Origin of the sequence: Prevotella sp. MA2016, from assembly GCF_000619825.1 — a bacterium.
Lineage (GTDB): Bacteria > Bacteroidota > Bacteroidia > Bacteroidales > Bacteroidaceae > Prevotella.
The window spans coordinates 22,031-41,386 of the sequence record NZ_JHUW01000013.1; the positions used below are offsets into that span (position 1 = coordinate 22,031).

Consider the following 19,356-nt stretch of genomic DNA (forward strand, 5'->3'; position numbering starts at 1 on the left):
CGATAATATGTCTGTATTTGAAAACAAAACACTCCTGATAACAGGAGGTACTGGCAGCTTCGGTAATGCTGTTCTGAATAGATTCCTCCGTACGGATATCGGAGAGATTCGTATTTTTAGTCGTGACGAGAAGAAACAAGATGATATGCGTCATGACTTCCAGGCACGTATGCCGGAGGTGGCTAACAAAATTAAGTTCTATATTGGTGATGTGCGCAATAAGAGTACGCTGAAGTATGCGATGAAAGGTGTGGACTATGTGTTCCATGCTGCAGCGCTGAAACAGGTACCCAGTTGCGAGTTCTTCCCAATGGAGGCTGTAAAGACCAATGTGATTGGTACAGACAATACACTGGATGCCGCTATTGATGCAGGTGTGAAGTGCGTTATCTGTCTCTCTACAGACAAGGCGGCTTATCCTATTAATGCGATGGGCATCACCAAAGCTATTGAGGAGAAGATTGCTGTGGCCAAGAGTCGTCTGAGTGGCGATACGAAGATCTGTTGCACACGTTATGGTAATGTGATGTGCAGTCGTGGCTCGGTTATTCCTCTTTGGATAGACCAGATTCGTAAGGGCAATCCAATCACACTTACAGAGCCCAAGATGACACGTTTTATTATGTCTCTCGAAGAGGCCGTTGACCTCGTACTCTTTGCTTTCGAGAACGGTAAGAATGGTGATATTCTGGTACAGAAGGCGCCTGCTTGTACTATTCAGACACAGGCAGAGGCTGTATGTGAGCTCTTTGGTGGTAAGAAAGAGGAAATCAAGGTGATTGGTATTCGTCATGGTGAGAAGATGTATGAAACACTGCTCACCAAGGAAGAGGCTGCCAAGGCTATTGATATGGGTAACTTCTACGCAGTGCCTGCTGACAACCGTGATTTGAACTACGACAAGTACTTTAAGGAGGGTGACGTGAAGCGTGCTACTATCGAGGAGTTTAATTCTGACAATACCCGCCGACTGAATTTGGAAGAAACAAAAGCTAAGATTGCATCGCTAGAGTATATCCAGAATGAATTGAATGGTATTCCTAACCTCGTGTAAAAATGAAAATATTGGTGACAGGTGCAAAAGGTTTTGTAGGTAAGAACCTTTGTGCCACCTTATATAATATAAAGGAAGGAAAAGACAGAACCCGACCTGACCTGAAGATTGATGAAATCTTCGAGTATGACATCGATTCCTCATCAGAGGAGTTGGACGAGTGGTGCCAGAAAGCTGACTTTGTATTCAATCTGGCTGGTGTGAACAGACCTAAGGAGACCTCCGAGTTTATGGAGGGTAACTTCGGTTTTGCATCAACATTGCTGGATACGCTGAAGAAATATCGTAATACTTGTCCTGTGATGTTAAGTTCTTCACAACAGGCCTCGCTCACTGGTCGTTTTGGAAACAGTGAGTATGGTAGGAGCAAGAAGGCTGGCGAAGACTTGTTTCTGAAATATCAGGAGGAAACAGGAGCTAAAGTTCTTGTTTATCGCTTCCCCAATTTGTTTGGTAAGTGGTGCCGACCGAACTACAATTCGGCGGTGGCTACATTCTGCAATAATATAGCTAATGATCTGCCAATTCAAGTAAATGATCCTTCGGTAGAATTAGAGTTGCTGTATATTGATGATTTGGTAACTGAGATGCTGGATGCTTTAGAAGGAAAAGAGCATCGATGCGAGTTTGAGGGCTTGGATGTAATTCCGAAGGTTGATGGTCGTTATTGTTTTGCTCCTATTACGCATAAGATAACCCTGGGTGAGATAGTGGGCTTAATTAACAAGTTCGCTGAGCAGCCGAAAACACTGATGATACCAGAGATACCAGAAGGAAGCTTTGCTAAGAAACTGTATTCGACCTATTTGAGTTACCTGCCTGCATCGAAAGTGGCCTTTCCACTAAAGATGAATGTGGATGAGCGTGGTTCGTTTACAGAACTTATTCATACGTTGAATGCAGGGCAGGTGAGTATTAATATCTCGAAGCCCGGTATCACTAAAGGCCAGCATTGGCATAACACCAAATGGGAATTCTTTATCGTGGTGGCTGGTCATGGCTTAATACAGGAACGTAAAATCGGTTCTGATGAAGTGATAGAATTTGAGGTGAGCGGTGATAACATCCAATGTATTCACATGCTGCCAGGATATACTCATAATATTATTAATCTCAGTGATACTGAGAATCTGGTGACAGTGATGTATTGTAACGAGATATTTAATCCCAGCAAACCGGATACATATTTCGAAAAGGTAAAAGAGTAAAAAGGTATAAGATGGAAATTAAGCATTTTAAGAATGATGGAAAGCTGAAGCTGCTGATTATTGTGGGTACTCGTCCGGAGATTATCAGATTGGCAGCTGTTATCAATAAGTGTCGCCAGTATTTCGACTGTCTGTTGGCACATACAGGTCAGAATTATGACTATAATCTGAATGGTGTGTTCTTTAAAGATTTGAAACTGGCTGATCCTGATATTTATATGGAAGCAGTAGGCGATGATTTGGGAGCCACCATGGGTAACATCATCGACAAGAGTTATAAGGTGATGGTTGAAACCAGACCTGATGCTGTACTTGTTCTTGGTGATACCAATTCATGTCTTTCTGTGATTGGCGCTAAGCGCCTGCATATCCCCATCTTCCACATGGAGGCTGGTAACAGATGCAAAGACGAGTGCCTGCCTGAGGAAACCAATCGCCGTATCGTTGACATCATCAGCGATGTGAACATGGCTTATTCAGAGCATGCGCGTCGCTATTTGGCTGATTGTGGACTGCCAAAGGAACGTACGTACGTAACAGGAAGTCCTATGGCCGAGGTGTTACATCAAAACTTGGCAGAGATTGAAGCTAGTGACATTCATCAGCGTCTTGGGTTGGAGAAGGGAAAGTATATCTTGCTTTCAGCCCACCGTGAAGAGAATATCGATACAGAGAAGAACTTTATGAGTCTCTTTACAGCAATTAACAAGATGGCTGAAAAGTACGATATGCCGATTTTGTATTCATGCCACCCACGTTCAAGGAAGCGCTTGGAGGCTTCTGGCTTCCAGCTCGATAAGCGAGTTATTCAGCATGAACCTCTCGGCTTCCATGATTATAACTGCTTGCAGATGAATGCTTTTGCAGTAGTATCAGATTCTGGTACACTGCCAGAGGAGAGTAGCTTCTTTACCAGTGTAGGGCATCCTTTCCCAGCAATATGCATCCGTACTTCAACGGAACGCCCAGAGGCGTTGGATAAGGCCTGCTTCTTTATTGCCGGCATTGATGAAAAGTCGCTGCTTCAGGCTGTAGATACTGCTGTGACGATGAATCAGAATGGCGACTATGGTATCCCTGTACCTGATTATATCGAGGAGAATGTGTCTACTAAGGTGGTGAAGATTATCCAGAGCTATACCGGTATTGTTAATAAAATGGTGTGGCGAAAGGCATGAATCTGTTAATAGTTTCAGAAGTTTTTTATCCAGAGAATTTCTTGGTCAATGACTTTGCGCAGTCAATGGTCAAGAGGGGTCATCATGTAAAAGTGATGACCAGACAACCTTCATACCCAGCAGGATTCGTATTTCCTGGTTATACCAATGAACGGTATTCGGTTGAAAAATGGGGCGAGATTGAAATCCATCGATTCGACACGATAGAGGGTTATCGGGATAGCAAGGTTAAAAAGGTTGAGAATTATTTCCATTTCGTGAAAAGAGGAAAGGATGTTATCTCTCGCATTGTTGAAGATGTGGATGTGATTATCGTTTCTCAAACAGGTCCTCTGTCGGTAGCATTGCCCGCTATCTATGCAAAAAAGAAGTTCGGAACGCCGGTTGTCGTATGGACGTTTGATATCTGGCCTGATACGGTGTTTATGTATGGCTTCCCCAAAGTGTTTCCCATTACGACTACTGTTGATTATGTGATAAAGCAGGTGTATGGAAATGCAGATGCCATCATGGTGAGTAGTAAGCGTTTTGGCGATTCTATTCATCAATATTTCCCTAATGCGCAGTTGACTTATGCGCCAAACTGGATGGTTGAAGTGCCTGAGAAGCCAACTTCATTGTCCTTCGATGCTACGAAGGTAAATTTTGCGTTTACAGGTAATATCTCAAAAGCTCAAAATTTAGAGAATACTATCAAGGGCTTCGCAAAGGCCAATATCCCTAATGCTGTATTAAATATTGTGGGTGATGGTTCTACCTTGGCACAGATTAAGGAATTGGTTGAAAAGTTGAACTGTAAGAATGTAGTTTTCCATGGGCGAATACCTTATGATGAGGTTGGTAGTGTGCTGAAAGCCAGTGACTATCTGGTTCTGCCATTAACGCCAATGGCTGGTGTTGACAAAACGGAACCATATAAGCTACAGTCTTATTTGAAGTCGGGACTTCCTATCCTTGGTATCATTAAGGGGGCAGGTAGAGAACTTATTGAAGAAAATGGACTGGGCATTTGTTGCGATCCTATTGATACGGATGATATAGCGAATGGCTTCCGCCAGATTATGAAATTGACAGATTCTGATAAGGCTCGTATCAGTACGGCTGCTTCAAATCTGATGCAAACTCGTTTTAATAAAGAACGCATATTAGACGATATTGAAGCCTTGGTTCATCGATATAGTCGAGCTTAATTCATACCGATAGATACGATTGTTCGATTTTTGCAAGTGTAAGATTTCTGCTGTTTGTCGTGGTTGATGCCGACAAGCAGCAGATTTTTTTATATTTTACATGTGGAGAAATGTTAAATGTTAAGTAAACTTCGCTGTGTATTGAGAAGTTTTTGTATTTTTGCGAGAAATTAGGGTTATGAAGATAATAAAACGTCATGATGATTAAATTCCTGGATTTGCAGGCCATTACGGCCTTGCATGCTGATGAGTATAAAGAGGCTGTATCCAGAGTGATTGACTCAGGATGGTTTTTGCAGGGGCGTGAAACAAAGCAGTTTGAAGCTGACTATGCGCGATATGTCGGTACGGAGCATTGCGTGGCTGTGGCTAATGGCTTGGATGCGCTCTACCTGTTGCTTCGTGGCTATAAGGAATTAGGACTGATGCAGGATGGTGATGAGATTATCGTGCCGGCCAATACTTATATTGCCACAATTATTGCGATAACTCGGAATAATCTTGTACCAGTGTTGGTAGAACCAACTTGGGAACATCTGGAAATAGATATTGATAAGGTTGAGGCAGCAATTACCCCAAGAACCAAGGGTGTGATGATCGTTCACTTGTATGGCCGAATCGCTTATCATGATAGATTGAGCGAGATTTGCGAAAAGCATCATCTGAAATTGATGGAAGATTGTGCTCAGAGTCATGGCTGTAGTTGGAAAGGTACCAAGACCGGTGCATTAGGAGATGCTGCGGCTCATAGCTTTTATCCAGGAAAAAATCTTGGTGCCTTGGGCGACGCAGGGGCAGTGACCACTAATGATACTGAGCTGGCTGAGGTGATTCGAGCCTTGGCCAATTATGGTAGTCAGAAGAAATACGTGTTCAAATATGTAGGTGTGAATAGTCGAATGGCGGAACAGGATGCTGCTGTGCTGGATGTAAAGTTGAAGTATCTGGATGAGGATAACCGGAAACGCCAAGAGTTAGCTTCTTATTATTATGAGCATATCAACAATTCATTGATAACACTGCCAAAACGAATTGATGATGAGAATAATGTTTATCATCTGTTTCCTATCTTCTGTGAGCATCGCGATGAGTTGCAGATTTTTTTGAAAGGACAAGGTATAGAAACGTTGATTCATTATCCAGTACCACCTCACAAACAGGAATGCTATCAGGAGTGGAATAATCGCTGCCTCCCTATTACCGAAAAGATTCATGTTCAAGAGCTAAGTATTCCTATGAATCAAGTTATCTCTATAGAAGAAGCCCAGGCGATTGTTGCAGCACTTAATTCGTTCAGATACTGATAAGCGTTCGATTCCCGCAAACGTGAGTTTTTCCTTTTCGGGGTCTTTTTTTAAAAAATATGCAGGATAGTTTGCTCATTTCAAAAATTAGTGTTACCTTTGCCGCAATTATTAGTTGTTGAGTTGATTTCATGATATATTACTCGATCATTATACCACTATTATTAGCATCGTTCCTAGCGCTCTATATTTTACCGCGTATTATTGTGGTAAGTGTGAAAAAAGAACTGTTGGACGAAAGTGAACTAGTACGTGATGGAAAAAGAAAACGCAACGTGCCCAGATTAGGGGGTGTGTCTCTTTTTCCAATCCTTATTATCAGTGTAGGTTTACCACTGGCATGCACATTCTTCCTTTATGATCAATATACTACAAGTTCGGAGAATATGGATGGTTTCGTTCAGTTTATGCTGATGCTGACCGGCTTGACAACGATGTATCTGGTAGGTGTGATGGACGACTTGGTTGGTGTGTCTATCACGTCTAAATTATCGATTGAGTTTGTTGCAGCCCTGATGATTCCACTTTCTGGAGCGCGTATCGAGCATCTCGATGGCTTGTTGGGATTCTATCATCTGCCACTTTGGTTCAGTTTTCCGCTGACGGTGGCAGCTGTGATGTACGTGTCGAATACCATCTCGATGCTGGATGATGTTGATGGTTTGGCTTCGGGCTTGTCTATTATTGCCTTTAGTGTGATGGCTGTGCTGTGTGGTATAGCGCATCAGTATCTGTTGCTAATGGTTTGTGTGGCAATGGTAGGTCTGTTAGGACCGTTCCTGTTCCGCAATGTGTTGGGCTGGCGATTTGGCTGGCGTAAGTTGTTCTTTGGTGATACGGGAGGCTTGACTATCGGCTACCTTCTGGCTTACGTGGTGATCTCTGTGAGCCGTATGGGTGGCGATGAGTTGCCTATGGGTGTGGGCATCGTATGCTTTGCAGCGCTGCTGATACCGATGTTTGATGTGTTCCGTGTGAGTATCACCCGCCTGGTGAACGGACGAAATGTGTTTAAGAGTGGTGATCATAACCACATCCACCACCGATTGATGGCTGCTGGCTTGGGAGCAAGACAGGTGCTTGTGGTGCTGCTTCTGATGTCGTTAGAGTATGTTGGCTTGAATATATGGGGTGTGTGGATTGGTCTCGACCTGTCGCTGCTTCTGGTGGTTGACGTGGCTACATGGGGCTTGTCGCAGGTTGTAATTATGTATTATAAAAAGCGTAGAGAATTAGGATATGTGGCGTGATTTGATCGATATATTGCTTCGGGCAGGCGCTGATGCAGATGCCATGAAGACTGCCTATTCGGTGGTTGTGCCTTTCCTGATTTCGGCTCTGTTGGGATGTATGTTCGTGCCCAGAGTGCTACTGATCAGTCGTAAAAAGAAGCTCTACGACATCCCTGATGCCCGCAAAGTGCACAATCAGCCGATACCCCGTTTGGGTGGTATCACCTTCCTGCCTGTGCTGCTGATGAGCTTTTGTCTTACTATAGGTGTCTGGATGCTGATGCATCTGTATGGTGGAATAGCACAGGCGAATATCCTGATAGCGCGTTTCATCTTGTTGGGTGTGGGACTTATGATTCTCTATCTGACAGGTGTGACTGACGACCTGATAGGTGTGTCGTATAAGGCCAAGTTTGTAGCGCAGATTATCTGTGCTTTGCTTTTCCCACTGTCGGGACTGTGGATACATGATTTGTCGGGTCTGTTCTGGTTGCACGAGATTCCCGCTTGGATTGGTATGCCGCTCACGGTGTTTGTGGTGGTGTATGTCACTAATGCCATCAACCTAATTGATGGTGTGGACGGGCTGGCATCGGGTCTCTGTTCGATATCACTCTTCACCTTGGGTATGGCCTCGGCTATTAAGGGACAATATTTGTTTTGTATGATATCGTTTGCCATGCTGGGTGTGCTCATACCATTCTGGTTCTATAACGTATTTGGTAATGCTGAAAAAGGTAAGAAGATATTCATGGGCGACACTGGTAGTCTGACATTGGGTTATCTGTTGAGTTTCCTGCTGGTTTATATGGCCAGTCTGGATAAGATGGGATTCCCCAGAGGAATGCTGCTGATGGGCTTCTCTACCATGATTATCCCTTTGATGGATATCCCCCGCGTGATGTTTGTAAGAATGCGTGAGAGACGTAATCCTTTTACACCAGACAAAAATCATATTCATCATAAACTGATGAGAACTGGCATGAGCCCCAAGTGGACCATGGTAACGCTGTTGCTCATATCGGCAGCGCTGATAGGTTTTACAGTAGGGGGCGTGATGCTGGATATCAACAAGACGCTAATCCTGATTCTCGACATCATCTTCGGCGTCTTGCTACACTTAATCATTGATAAATTCATTAAAAAATAAAAAATAAAAAACCGATGGAACATAAAACCTTTGACAAACTGATTAACTGGTATTTTTCTAAAAATGCACTGCCATATTGGTGTATCATCATGATTGACTGTGCTAGCTTGATAGTAAGCGGGCTGCTGGTATATTGGATGATGACCAGTAGCGATACGCTTTATCACGATGCGCATAGGGTGATAAACTCTCTGATATGTGCAGTCATACTTAGTATCCCGGGATTTCGCATCTTTCATACCTATTCGGGCTACATGCGTTTCTCCGGATTCGTTGATCTGATGCGCGTGGCTTATAGCAACTTGCTGTCGTTGGGCTTAGTGCTGTTAGCACAATGTGGAGCGCATCTGCTGCCCACAGAGTGGTTTGCCCACTTCAAGTTGTCGGTCATTATCATAATTTACCTGCTGGCCACTTTGCTGATGTGGTCTGCGCGTGTGCTTGTGAGAACACTGTATGTTGTGGCTTTCTCACAGACCAGGGCCAAGCGCATTCTGATATACGGTGCCATGCAGGGAGGAGTAGGATTGGCCAAGGCTATCCGCGATATGCGCCCGCGTAAATATGTGGTGAAAGGTTTTATCTCTCATGCCAAGTTGACTGAAAGAAAGGAGATCTTGGGCGAACCTGTTTATTCTGTGGATGCCGACCTGGCAGAGATTATCCGTAAAAGTGATATTGACGCCGTTCTGGTGGCCTCTAATCGTGTGAAGGAATTCCGTAATTGTCAGAATTTGCAGGATGAGATTATCGGTGCCGGTGCCAAGATTCTGATGTTGCAGGCTGCCATTGAGGATGATGGTAGCAATCCTTCAGAAGACGGAAACGCATCTGTTAGTCATCAGATACGTGAGGTGACAGTAGAAGAACTGCTGCCCAGAATGGAGATTCGTGTTGACCTGAAGTCGGTAGAGGAGCTGTTGAAGGGTAAGCGTGTGCTGATTACCGGTAGCGCAGGTTCGATAGGTTCTGAGATGGTGAACCAGGTGGCTCAGTTCGGTCCTGCAGCGATGATGCTCATTGACCAGGCCGAGACCCCTGAGCACGACATCCGACTGATGATGAACAATAAGTATCCGGATGTTCCTACTGAGACCATCGTGACCAGTATCTGCAACCAGCGCCGTATGGAAGATATCTTCAAGCGTTTCAAACCCGACTATGTGTTCCATGCTGCAGCCTATAAGCATGTGCCTATGATGGAGAACAACCCCAGCGAGGCCGTGCAGAATAATATCTATGGCACAAAGGTGATAGCCGACCTGAGCGTGAAGTATGGTGTGAAGAAGTTTGTGATGGTATCTACGGACAAGGCTGTGAACCCCACCAATGTGATGGGTTGTTCGAAGCGTATCTGTGAGATATATGTACAGAGTCTGGACAGGAAGTTGAAACTGGATTATATGCAGCAGCCCAACAGGGATCGCAGTGCGGTAAAAACCCAGTTTGTGACCACACGATTCGGTAATGTGCTAGGTTCTAATGGTAGTGTGATACCATTGTTCCGTAAGCAGATTCAGGAAGGTGGTCCTGTGACTGTGACCGACGAGAATATCGTGCGCTTCTTTATGCTGATACCCGAGGCTTGTAAGCTGGTTCTTGAGGCTGGTACCAAGGGTAATGGTGGTGAGATATTCGTATTCGACATGGGACAGCCTGTGAGAATCTCCGACTTGGCTAAGCGTATGATCAAGCTCTCTGGCGTGAAGAACGTGGAGATTAAATATACCGGTCTGCGTCCGGGTGAGAAACTCTATGAGGAGGTGCTGAATGATCAGGAGAACACGAAGCCTACCTTCCACGAGAAGATACGTATCGCCGAAGTGCGTGAGTATGACTATGATCAGGTTTGTAAAGAAATCGATGAACTGGTGGATATAGCCAAGCAGTTTGATGATATGGCTACAGTGAAGAAGATGAAGGACATTGTGCCGGAATACAAGTCGAACAACTCGGTTTACGAGAAACTTGATGAGAAAAAATAAAAGAATAAAAAAATAAGAATGCCTCGCAACATTGCGAGGCATTCTTGTTAGTTCTCGTAATCTGTTTCGTGGTCGAGCTTGGAGAGGAAGTCTTCATATACATCCTGCTCTACATCGCCCATCTGGAATTCCTTCTCGGCATCCTTGCGTATCTCGGCTATCCAGGCGCGGCGGGCTCTCACGTAATCTTCACGAATGCGCTCACAAGCGGCTTCGTCGAGCTTATCCAGCTGGTAGTAGTCCAGAATCATCTGGTAGCTCCATGCCCAACGATAGTCGGTATAATTGTTGTGGATTTCTGCAAAGCGATCCAGCACCTGCTGGATATTGTCGATAGCACCACTCTTGATGTCATCTACCAGGCGTTGCTCCTCGCTTTCGGGCAACAGCAGTCCACTCATGTCAATCCAGCGTCCCTGACCAACTGTTGATGTGGGAGGGGTGAGGACAGATGAAGGAGAGATCTTCTGCTGGCGCTTCAGCACGGCACCCATATAGATGCGCAGTGCGATATCGTAGTACTTAAGACCCTTGCGCAGCGAGGTGGCATTGATCACATACTCGTGGAAGTTATAAGTGGTCACATTGTCGCCTGATGCATGTCGCAGATCCTTCAGAATCTGGATGCCCTGCATAATCTCGCCCACAGTGAAAGGCGAGAGCCAGTCGAAGTTGATGATTGACTTGCGCGACAGCTTGGAGCGCTTGTCGCGCTTGGGCCATTTCTTGATGTCACGATAGAGTCCCACGGTGGTGATATTGCGTCCTGGCACCAGATAGCAATCATCGCCATAAGCCATCAGATATGAGAATGGCAGATTGCGCGTGTCGGGGTGGTGCATCAGCTTACCGAAGCACACCGAGAATGCACCGATGGTGGCAGGCATCAGCACGTAAGAGCCTGAGGCAGTCTTGGTGCCTCGCTCCAGTGTACCATAGTGCATGGGGCCCATCTTGTAGGCATGGTTAGAGAAGTTGGTGTTTGAGCCTGCATTGTAGAATGAGAACTCGCCACCGATGAGCAGCGAACTCTTATGGTGAGAGGCTGAGAACGGGCCACAGAAGGCGGCACATGCCTCGCCATTGGCCATAAACGAGTTGGCAAAGAACAGACTGGCCTCGGCTGTGAAGCCATTGGTGATCTGACATGCCTCGCCCACAAAGCAATCCTGCATCTTTACCGAGTTGTTGATAGAGCAACCATCACAGATGATGGAGTTCTCGCAGATGACGCCTGTGCCGATGAATACCGGTGCGTCCATTGAGCTCATCACGGTGCACTCACTCAGACGGGCTGCACCACTAATCTCGCAGTCGCCCTTGATGATGGTGTTGGTGATATCCTTGGCATTGATGATTTTCACGTTGTTGCCGATATAGCCACGATCGGGGCGAGATACGCGCAACTCGTCTTCTATCATCTGCTGTAGTGTCTGCTTCAGGTTCCGGTCGGTGTTGTGTTTTACCATAAATGACGCCAGCTGTGAGTTCAACTCGCGGAAGATGGTCACATTGCCATCGCCCATCTCGTTGAGCACAGAGATCACACTGCCTTCGCCATAGGTGGCATCATCAGTGGTCTCGAGGGTGCAGATATTCGAGATATAGCAGTCGTTACCGATGGTATAGTTGTTGATATAGTTGCCAATCTTCTCGATGAGGCAGTCGTTACCAACGGTGACATTGCGCAGGGTAGCATCGTTGATGCCCGAGTGCTTCATGAAGCCCTTGCTCACTTCAACCATCTTGTTGAATGATCCCAACTGGATGTCGCCATAGAACATCACGCGGTGGAAATTGTATGGCTTAAAGCTCTCGTCGACTAATACACGTTGCCAGTTTTCTGCCCAGCACATGTTGTTTTCCAGAACGTCGATTTCGTTCTGGGTTAGTTTTCTGTAATCACTCATAGTCTTGATATAAAAAATCGTTATAGGGATATTTTTGAACATGGAGTTCGCGAATGCGTTTGTACATCACGTCGCGCAACTCGTCGATATTTTCTTTTTGTTTGGCTGAGATAAACATACACTCCAGGTAGTGCTGGTTCTCGCCAGTGCGGGCCATCCACGTCTTTTCCAAATCCTCGAGTGAGATGTTCTCCTTTGTAGGTTCGGTCAGGTCGTCCTCTTCCTGAGGTGTCCAGGTATAGGCGTCAATCTTATTAAACACCAGCATGGCGGGTTTTTCGGCGCAGCCTAACTCCTTCAGAGTCTCCTCTACTACACGGATATGGTCTTCAAAGTCGGGGTGGGAGATATCTACCACGTGCACCAGCAGGTCGGCCTCGCGCACCTCGTCGAGGGTGCTCTTGAAGCTCTCCACCAGATCGCTGGGCAGCTTGCGGATGAATCCAACAGTGTCGGCCAACAGGAAAGGCAGATTGTCGATTGTCATCTTGCGCACGGTGGTGTCGAGTGTGGCAAAGAGCTTGTTCTCGGCAAACACCTCGCTCTTGGCCAGCAGGTTCATCATCGTGGATTTGCCCACGTTGGTATAACCTACCAGTGCCACACGTATCAGTCGGCCACGGTTCTTTCGCTGGGTTGTCTTCTGCTTGTCTATCTCTGCCAGGCGCTGCTTCAGCAGGGTGATGCGCTGCAGGATGATACGTCGGTCCATCTCCAACTGCGTCTCACCAGGTCCGCGCAGTCCTACAGAACCTTTTCCGCCACCCGAACCCGAGCCACCACCCTGGCGCTCCAAGTGGGTCCAGAGGCGCTGCAGTCGGGGCAGCATATAGCGGTGCTGTGCCAGTTCAACCTGAGCTTTAGCCTCGGCTGTCTGGGCGCGCATAGCGAAGATGTCGAGAATGAGTGAGGTGCGATCTAGAATCTTTACCTGCAACTCTTTTTCGATATTACGCATCTGTTTGGCGCTCAGCTCATCGTCGAAGATGACCATGCCTATAGGCTGTGGGGCGTTTGATTCATCGAGAAGGCCCTCGGCAAACAGCGAGGCATCCTGCTCATCAAGCCATTCGTCATAGGCGTCCTGGCATTGCTTGATATATTCCTTGATTTCGAGCAGTTTTCCGCTGCCCACATACGTTGTCTGATTAGGTCCACCCACCTTCTGGGTGAAACGCTTCACGGTTACAGCCCCGGCCGTATCTGCCAGAAACTCAAGCTCGTCGAGATATTCCTTAGTTTTAGCCTCGTCCTGCTCCTTGGTGATGAGTCCTACCAGCACGGCAGTCTCGGCTTTTGCTTCTGATATTACAAATTCCTTCATATTGGGCACAAAATTAAGCAAATATCTCGGTGAGAGAAAAAAAAACGTGTTAATCCGTGTTAATCTGTGCCTAAAAAGAATATTTCGTTGTATTTTTGCACAGAAAAAGAATCAAACTAAAATCAAATAGAGTATGAGAGTTATTATTCAGAGTGACTACCAGAAAATGTCACAGTGGGCCGCAAACCACGTTATTAAGCGAATCAACGAGTTCAACCCAACCCCTGACCACAAGTTTGTGTTAGGTTTGCCCACAGGTTCTTCGCCTGTTGGAATGTATAATGCACTGGTTGAGGCTAACCGTGCCGGTAAAGTTTCTTTTAAGAATGTTATCACCTTTAATATGGACGAGTATGTAGGTCTGCCCGAGGTCCACCCAGAGAGCTATCACGCTTTCATGGCCCGCAACCTGTTTGACCATATCGATTGTCCACAGGAGAACATTCACATTCTGAATGGTAACGCAGCCGACTTGCAGGCTGAGTGCAAGCACTACGAGGAGATGATTAAGCAGGCTGGTGGCATCGACCTGTTTATCGGTGGTATCGGTCCTGATGGTCATATCGCCTTCAACGAGCCAGGTAGCTCTCTGAGCAGCAGAACCCGTATGAAAACCCTGACCACCGACACCCGTATTGCCAACAGCCGTTTCTTTGGTGGTAAGCCCGAGAATGTGCCAGCACATGCGCTGACAGTGGGTGTAGGCACCGTGATGGATGCCCGCGAGGTGATGATTCTGGTGAATGGTCATGGTAAGGCACGCGCCATGCAGGCTGCTATAGAGGGCGCTGTGAACCACATGTGGACTATCTCTGCCCTGCAGATGCACGAGCATGGTATCATCGTGAGCGATGAGGATGCTGCTGACGAGCTGAAGGTTGCTACCTACAAGTACTTTAAAGACATCGAAAGCGACGAACTTCTTTGAACTTTGAACTTTGAACTTTGTGAAAAAGATTTTTTTATCTATAATGCTGGCGTCATCGGTCCTTTGTTGGGCTGATGACGTTAGCGTATCATCACCTAACGGGAAGTTGGTGGTGACAGTGAGCGAACAAGGTGGACTTTTGTCGTATCAGGCAACCCTGGATGGGCAGCAGATGCTGACCCCTTCGGCCTTAGGTTTGAACACCAGTTTGGGCGACCTGACGAATGAATTGTCAATTATCAATCATCAGTTGTCAACTGTAAGCAACGCTTACCAGATGCGTGGTACCAAGGCATCGTCGGCCGACTATAAAGCCAATGCCCTGACCATGGACATCCAGAATAAGGATGGCGTGAAGTTCAGTGTCGTATTCCAGGTATCCGACAATGATATCGCTTTCCGTTATACCATGCCCCGACAGACTATCAAGCGCCGTGAATACAAGCGTGTGCGCATCCTGTCGGAAAAGAGTGGTTTTAACTTTCCCGATGGCACCACCACCTTTATCTCGCCACAGATAGGACCTGAGAGTGGATGGGAACAGACTAAGCCATCTTACGAAGAGCCATACTCTAACGATGCACCCATGACAGCGAAATCACGGTTTGGTCATGGCTATATCTTCCCCGCCTTGTTCCACCTGACCAATGGTTGGGCACTGGTGAGCGAGACTGGTGTTACGAGTGCCTATTGTGGTAGTCATCTTTCTGACTATCAAGCTGGTTCCGGCTATACCGTGGCATATCCTGATCCAGGCGAGAACAATGGCTTTGGTAACGAGTTTGCTGCCATCCCCCTGCCGGGTGAGACCCCTTGGCGCACCATTACATTGGGTAGCACGCTGAAACCTATCCTCGAAACCACTATCAGCTATGATGTGGTAGAGCCACGCTACAAGGCTTCAACCGATTATAAGCCAGGACGCTATACCTGGAGCTGGCTGATAGGTCAGGACAACTCGGTCAACTATGACGATCAGGTGCGCTTTATCGACCTGGCTTCGACCATGGGTTTTGAATACTGCCTGGTGGATAACTGGTGGGATCAGAACATCGGTCGTGAGCGTATGGGCGAGCTTTCGAAATATGCCCAGTCAAAGGGTGTACATCTGCTGGTGTGGTATAATAGCAATGGTTTCTGGAACGACGCTCCACAAACCCCACGCAACTGCATGAACACCGCCATCGCCCGCGAAAAGGAGATGAGCTGGTTGGAGAGCATCGGTGTGAAGGGTATCAAGGTAGACTTCTTCGGTGGCGACAAACAGCAGACCATGCAGCTCTATGAGGATATCCTGAGCGATGCCAACAGGCATGGCTTGCAGGTGGTGTTCCATGGTTGCACCGTGCCTCGTGGTTGGGAGAAGATGTATCCTAACTTCGTGGCCTCAGAGGCTGTGCTGGCATCAGAGAATCTCTTCTTCGGCGAGGGTGCTACCATCACCGAAGGTTTCGATCTCACCCTGCATCCCTTCTGTCGTAATGCCACGGCTTCGATGGACTGGGGTGGTGTCATCATGAACAAGTGGATGGCGCCCGACAATAAGAGTCGTCACACCCGTAAAACCACCGACATCTTTGAGATGGCATCAGGCATTACCATGCAGACCTCTGTGCAGTGTGTGGCCATGCAGCCCAACAACCTGCAGGAGCTGCCACAGTTTGAAATGGACTTTTTGCGCGAACTGCCCACCACATGGCAGGAGACACGTTTCATCGACGGCTACCCCGGTAAGTATGTCGTGATGGCACGCCAGGCTACCAACGGACAGTGGTATATCGCAGGACTCAATGCCCAGAAAGAGCCTCTCACACTGACAATCGATATCACAGCTTTCGGCCAGCTGAACAGTCTGTATATCGACAACAAGAAGGGCGAGCCTACGCTCACCACCCTGAAGCCCAATAAGAAGGGACAAGTGAAAGTAACTATTCAGCCCAATGGCGGAATGATTATCAAATAAATATTAAATACGATGAGACTTAAACTATTATTAGCTATTGCAGCCATGGGGCTCGGTATGAGTGCCCATGCCAAGGAGTACAAGTATGTGACTGTGCCTGGCGATATGATGCAGACACGTATCTATACACTCGACAACGGACTGCGTGTGTATCTTTCAGTAAACAAGGAGAAACCACGCATTCAGACTTACATTGCTGTGCGCACAGGTTCGAAGAACGACCCTGCCGAGACAACAGGACTGGCCCACTACTTGGAGCACCTGATGTTTAAGGGCACCAAGCAGTTTGGTACCAACAACCCCGAGGCTGAGGCTTCTTTGCTGGCCGAGATTGAGCAGCGCTACGAGGCTTATCGCAAGCTCACCGACCCAGAGGCTCGCAAAAAGGCCTATCACGAGATCGACTCAGTGAGTCAGGTGGCTGCCCAGTACTTCATTCCTAACGAGTACGACAAGCTGATGGCTACCATCGGCGCCGAGGGTACCAACGCCTACACCTCTAACGATGTGACCTGCTACACCGAGGATATCCCATCCAACGAGATTGACAATTGGGCCAAGATACAGGCCGATCGCTTCCAGAATATGGTGATTCGTGGTTTCCATACCGAGCTGGAGGCTGTGTATGAGGAGTATAACATCGGACTCACATCCGACTCTCGTAAGCTCTTTGCTACCATCTCAAAGATGCTGTGGCCTAACCATCCTTATGGCACGCAGACCACCATCGGTACACAGGAGCACCTGAAGAACCCCTCTATCACCAATATCAAGAACTACTTCAACAAGTGGTATCGCCCCAATAATGTGGCTATCTGTATGGCTGGTGACTTCGATCCCGACAAGACCATCGCCACCATCGATAAGTACTTCAGCACCTGGAAACCCGGTGCAGATGTGAAGCAGCCCACCTTCGCTCCGCTGCCAGCACTTACGCAGCCTAAGGACACCACCATCGTTGGTCCTGAGGCCGAGCGCGTATGGATGGCTTGGCGCGCCAAGCAGGCCAATGCGTTGCAGGCTGATACCCTGCAGCTGTTGGAGGATGTGCTGAGCAATGGACGTGCCGGACTGTTCGACCTGGATTTGAACCAGACCATGAAGGTGCAGCGCGCCAATGGTGGTACCGAACTCTTGCGCGATCATGGTGCTTTCTTCCTGATGGGTACACCTAAGCAGGGTCAGAGTCTGGAGGAAGTGCGCAGTCTGATGCTGGCCGAGATTGAGAAGCTGAAGAAGGGCGACTTCCCCGAGAACCTGCTGCCCAGCATCATCAACAATAAGAAGCGCAGTCACTACCAGTTGCTGGAGAGCAACGAAGGTCGTGCCGACATGTTTGTGAATGCCTTTATCAACGAGGTTGACTGGAAACAGGAGGTAGAGAGCATCAATCGTATCTCAAAGATTACCAAGCAAGAGCTGGTGGCCTTTGCCAATAATTTCTTTACCAATGGTTATGTCACTGTGTTCAAGAAGCAGGGCGTTGACAGCTTGCAGAAGAAGATCGACAAGCCTGCCATCACCCCAATTCCTGCCAATCGCGATATGGTGAGCCAGTTTGTGAAGGATATCCAGAATGCTCAGGTGGAGCCCATCCAGCCTAAGTTTGTGGATTTCAAGAATGATATGACCACCCTGTCAACCAAGAAGAAGCTGCCTCTTTATTATGTGAAGAACAATGATAATGGACTGTTCGAACTCGTATTCTTCTATAACTTCGGAAAGAGTGCCGACAATCGTTACGAGATGGCTGCCGACTATCTGAGATATATTGGCACCGACAAGATGAGTGCATCCGACCTGCGCCAGAAGTTCTATGAGCTGGGTTGCGACTGGAGCATGAATGTCAGTGCAGAGAACACCACAGTGGCCCTGTACGGACTCAGCGAGAACATGCCTCAGGCACTGGCTCTGCTGGAGGACCTGTTGCAGCATGCCAAGGCCGACAAGGAAGCCTATGACAAGGTAGTTGGTCTGACACTGAAGAATCGCAGCGATGCCAAGAAGAGTCAGGGTGTTTATTTCAACTATCTGTACACCTATGCTACCGTGGGTAAGCGCAATCGCATGACCGACGTGATGAGTGAGCAGCAGCTGAAGGATACCGATCCTCAGGTGTTTACCGACCTGCTGAAGGGCTTGGCTAACCTCAAGCACAGAGTGGTTTACTATGGTCCTATGGCCGAGAAAGAGGTGGCAGGCCTGCTGGATAAGACCCATGTTTCAGCCAAGAAGTTGGCTGATGTGCCTCAGAACAAGCCTTATCTTGAGCAGTTGGCTACCACCAACGAGGTGCTGATAGCTCCTTACGATGCCAAGAATATCTATATGCGAATGTACCACAATGAGGGTCGCAACTGGAATCCTGAAGATGAGGCTGTGATAGAGGTGTTTGATGAGTACTTTTGTAGTGGCATGAACGGTATCGTATTCCAGGAGATGCGCGAGGCGCGCGGTCTGGCCTACAATGCCTATGCTGCTTATCGCACACCTTCATGGAAAGACCGTAAGGAATTTTTCCTCACCCACATCATCACCCAGAACGATAAGATGAACGACTGCATCGCTCATTTCAATGAGATTCTGAACGAGATGCCAGTTAGCCAGGCTGCCTTCAATATTGCCAAGGAGGCTGTGACCAAGCGCCTGGTGAGTGCACGTACCACCAAGATTGATATCTTTTATGAGTTCCTGACCTCCGAGCGTCTGGGTCTTGACAAGAGCTACAATGAGTTGATCTACAAGAATCTGGATAAGGTGACCCTGCAGGATATCGTGAACTTTGAGAAGGCAAACATTGCCAACAAACCTTATCGCTATATCATCCTGGGTGATGAGAAGCAGCTCGACATGAAAGCACTTGAGAAGATTGGTCCTATCAAGAGATTGACAACAGAAGAAGTATTTGGTTATTAACTTTTTATATGATT

13 protein-coding genes are annotated in these 19,356 nt (G+C 47.3%); 11 read left to right on the forward strand and 2 right to left on the reverse strand.

Annotated features, from left to right (window positions below; all coding sequences use genetic code 11):
* Window positions 1-7: 7 nt before the first annotated feature.
* The 8 genes from T360_RS0110355 to T360_RS0110390 all read left to right on the forward strand — a co-directional run bounded on the left by T360_RS0110355 (window position 8) and on the right by T360_RS0110390 (window position 10,301).
* Entirely contained in the window at window positions 8-1,054 is a 1,047-nt protein-coding gene (locus T360_RS0110355) for a polysaccharide biosynthesis protein (protein ID WP_028912723.1), read from the forward strand.
* A gap of 2 nt (window positions 1,055-1,056) precedes the next feature.
* Window positions 1,057-2,262: a capsular polysaccharide biosynthesis protein CapF gene (locus tag T360_RS0110360; RefSeq protein WP_028912724.1), complete on the forward strand. Its 1,206-nt coding sequence runs from the start codon at window positions 1,057-1,059 to the stop codon at window positions 2,260-2,262.
* 11 nt (window positions 2,263-2,273) lie between these two features.
* Window positions 2,274-3,440 carry a non-hydrolyzing UDP-N-acetylglucosamine 2-epimerase gene (gene wecB, locus T360_RS0110365; RefSeq protein WP_028912725.1) on the forward strand — a complete coding sequence of 389 codons (1,167 nt, stop codon included), beginning with the start codon at window positions 2,274-2,276 and terminating at the stop codon, window positions 3,438-3,440.
* Window positions 3,437-4,630 carry a glycosyltransferase family 4 protein gene (locus tag T360_RS0110370; protein ID WP_036929471.1) on the forward strand — a complete coding sequence of 398 codons (1,194 nt, stop codon included), beginning with the start codon at window positions 3,437-3,439 and terminating at the stop codon, window positions 4,628-4,630. The genes wecB and T360_RS0110370 overlap by 4 nt, the downstream gene beginning before the upstream one ends.
* Before the next feature lie 200 nt (window positions 4,631-4,830).
* Complete coding sequence (locus T360_RS0110375) at window positions 4,831-5,934, forward strand: DegT/DnrJ/EryC1/StrS aminotransferase family protein (protein ID WP_028912727.1); 1,104 nt, start codon at window positions 4,831-4,833, stop codon at window positions 5,932-5,934.
* Between the two features lie 215 nt (window positions 5,935-6,149).
* A complete protein-coding gene (locus tag T360_RS0110380; protein ID WP_197019305.1) occupies window positions 6,150-7,184 on the forward strand; it encodes an MraY family glycosyltransferase in 1,035 nt (344 codons plus the stop codon).
* Window positions 7,174-8,316: an MraY family glycosyltransferase gene (locus T360_RS0110385; RefSeq protein WP_155949505.1), complete on the forward strand. Its 1,143-nt coding sequence runs from the start codon at window positions 7,174-7,176 to the stop codon at window positions 8,314-8,316. Before T360_RS0110380 ends, T360_RS0110385 begins: the two co-directional genes overlap by 11 nt.
* A gap of 14 nt (window positions 8,317-8,330) precedes the next feature.
* Window positions 8,331-10,301 (forward strand): nucleoside-diphosphate sugar epimerase/dehydratase, encoded by a 1,971-nt coding sequence (locus T360_RS0110390; protein ID WP_028912730.1) that lies wholly within the window; start codon window positions 8,331-8,333, stop codon window positions 10,299-10,301.
* Between the two features lie 47 nt (window positions 10,302-10,348).
* Here T360_RS0110390 and T360_RS0110395 read toward each other — a convergent pair whose 3' ends face one another.
* A complete protein-coding gene (locus T360_RS0110395) occupies window positions 10,349-12,211 on the reverse strand; it encodes a DUF4954 family protein (RefSeq protein WP_028912731.1) in 1,863 nt (620 codons plus the stop codon).
* Complete coding sequence (gene hflX / locus T360_RS0110400) at window positions 12,204-13,535, reverse strand: GTPase HflX (protein ID WP_028912732.1); 1,332 nt, start codon at window positions 13,533-13,535, stop codon at window positions 12,204-12,206. The genes T360_RS0110395 and hflX overlap by 8 nt, the downstream gene beginning before the upstream one ends.
* A gap of 133 nt (window positions 13,536-13,668) precedes the next feature.
* On the opposite strand from hflX, the gene nagB reads away from it, so the two are divergent.
* Genes nagB through T360_RS0110415 form a run of 3 tightly spaced genes read left to right on the forward strand, consistent with a single transcriptional unit; the run spans window position 13,669 to window position 19,342 of the window.
* On the forward strand, window positions 13,669-14,463 hold the full coding sequence (gene nagB / locus T360_RS0110405; protein ID WP_028912733.1) for a glucosamine-6-phosphate deaminase: 795 nt from the start codon (window positions 13,669-13,671) through the stop codon (window positions 14,461-14,463).
* Between the two features lie 43 nt (window positions 14,464-14,506).
* On the forward strand, window positions 14,507-16,426 hold the full coding sequence (locus tag T360_RS0110410; protein ID WP_036929473.1) for a glycoside hydrolase family 97 protein: 1,920 nt from the start codon (window positions 14,507-14,509) through the stop codon (window positions 16,424-16,426).
* A 12-nt stretch (window positions 16,427-16,438) separates the two neighbouring features.
* The gene (locus T360_RS0110415) at window positions 16,439-19,342 is read left to right on the forward strand and encodes a pitrilysin family protein (RefSeq protein WP_028912735.1); all 2,904 of its coding nucleotides are present in this window, start codon (window positions 16,439-16,441) and stop codon (window positions 19,340-19,342) included.
* Window positions 19,343-19,356 lie beyond the last annotated feature (14 nt).

Excerpts from the sequence above, each read along its gene's own strand:
- T360_RS0110355 (WP_028912723.1), top strand. The coding sequence starts at position 8 with ATGTCTGTATTTGAAAACAAAACACTCCTGATAACAGGAGGTACTGGC.
- T360_RS0110360 (WP_028912724.1), top strand. The coding sequence starts at position 1,057 with ATGAAAATATTGGTGACAGGTGCAAAAGGTTTTGTAGGTAAGAACCTT.
- wecB (WP_028912725.1), top strand. The coding sequence starts at position 2,274 with ATGGAAATTAAGCATTTTAAGAATGATGGAAAGCTGAAGCTGCTGATT.
- T360_RS0110370 (WP_036929471.1), top strand. The coding sequence starts at position 3,437 with ATGAATCTGTTAATAGTTTCAGAAGTTTTTTATCCAGAGAATTTCTTG.
- T360_RS0110375 (WP_028912727.1), top strand. The coding sequence starts at position 4,831 with ATGATTAAATTCCTGGATTTGCAGGCCATTACGGCCTTGCATGCTGAT.
- T360_RS0110385 (WP_155949505.1), top strand. The coding sequence starts at position 7,174 with ATGTGGCGTGATTTGATCGATATATTGCTTCGGGCAGGCGCTGATGCA.
- T360_RS0110390 (WP_028912730.1), top strand. The coding sequence starts at position 8,331 with ATGGAACATAAAACCTTTGACAAACTGATTAACTGGTATTTTTCTAAA.
- T360_RS0110395 (WP_028912731.1), bottom strand. The coding sequence starts at position 12,211 with ATGAGTGATTACAGAAAACTAACCCAGAACGAAATCGACGTTCTGGAA.
- hflX (WP_028912732.1), bottom strand. The coding sequence starts at position 13,535 with ATGAAGGAATTTGTAATATCAGAAGCAAAAGCCGAGACTGCCGTGCTG.
- nagB (WP_028912733.1), top strand. The coding sequence starts at position 13,669 with ATGAGAGTTATTATTCAGAGTGACTACCAGAAAATGTCACAGTGGGCC.
- T360_RS0110410 (WP_036929473.1), top strand. The coding sequence starts at position 14,507 with ATGCTGGCGTCATCGGTCCTTTGTTGGGCTGATGACGTTAGCGTATCA.
- T360_RS0110415 (WP_028912735.1), top strand. The coding sequence starts at position 16,439 with ATGAGACTTAAACTATTATTAGCTATTGCAGCCATGGGGCTCGGTATG.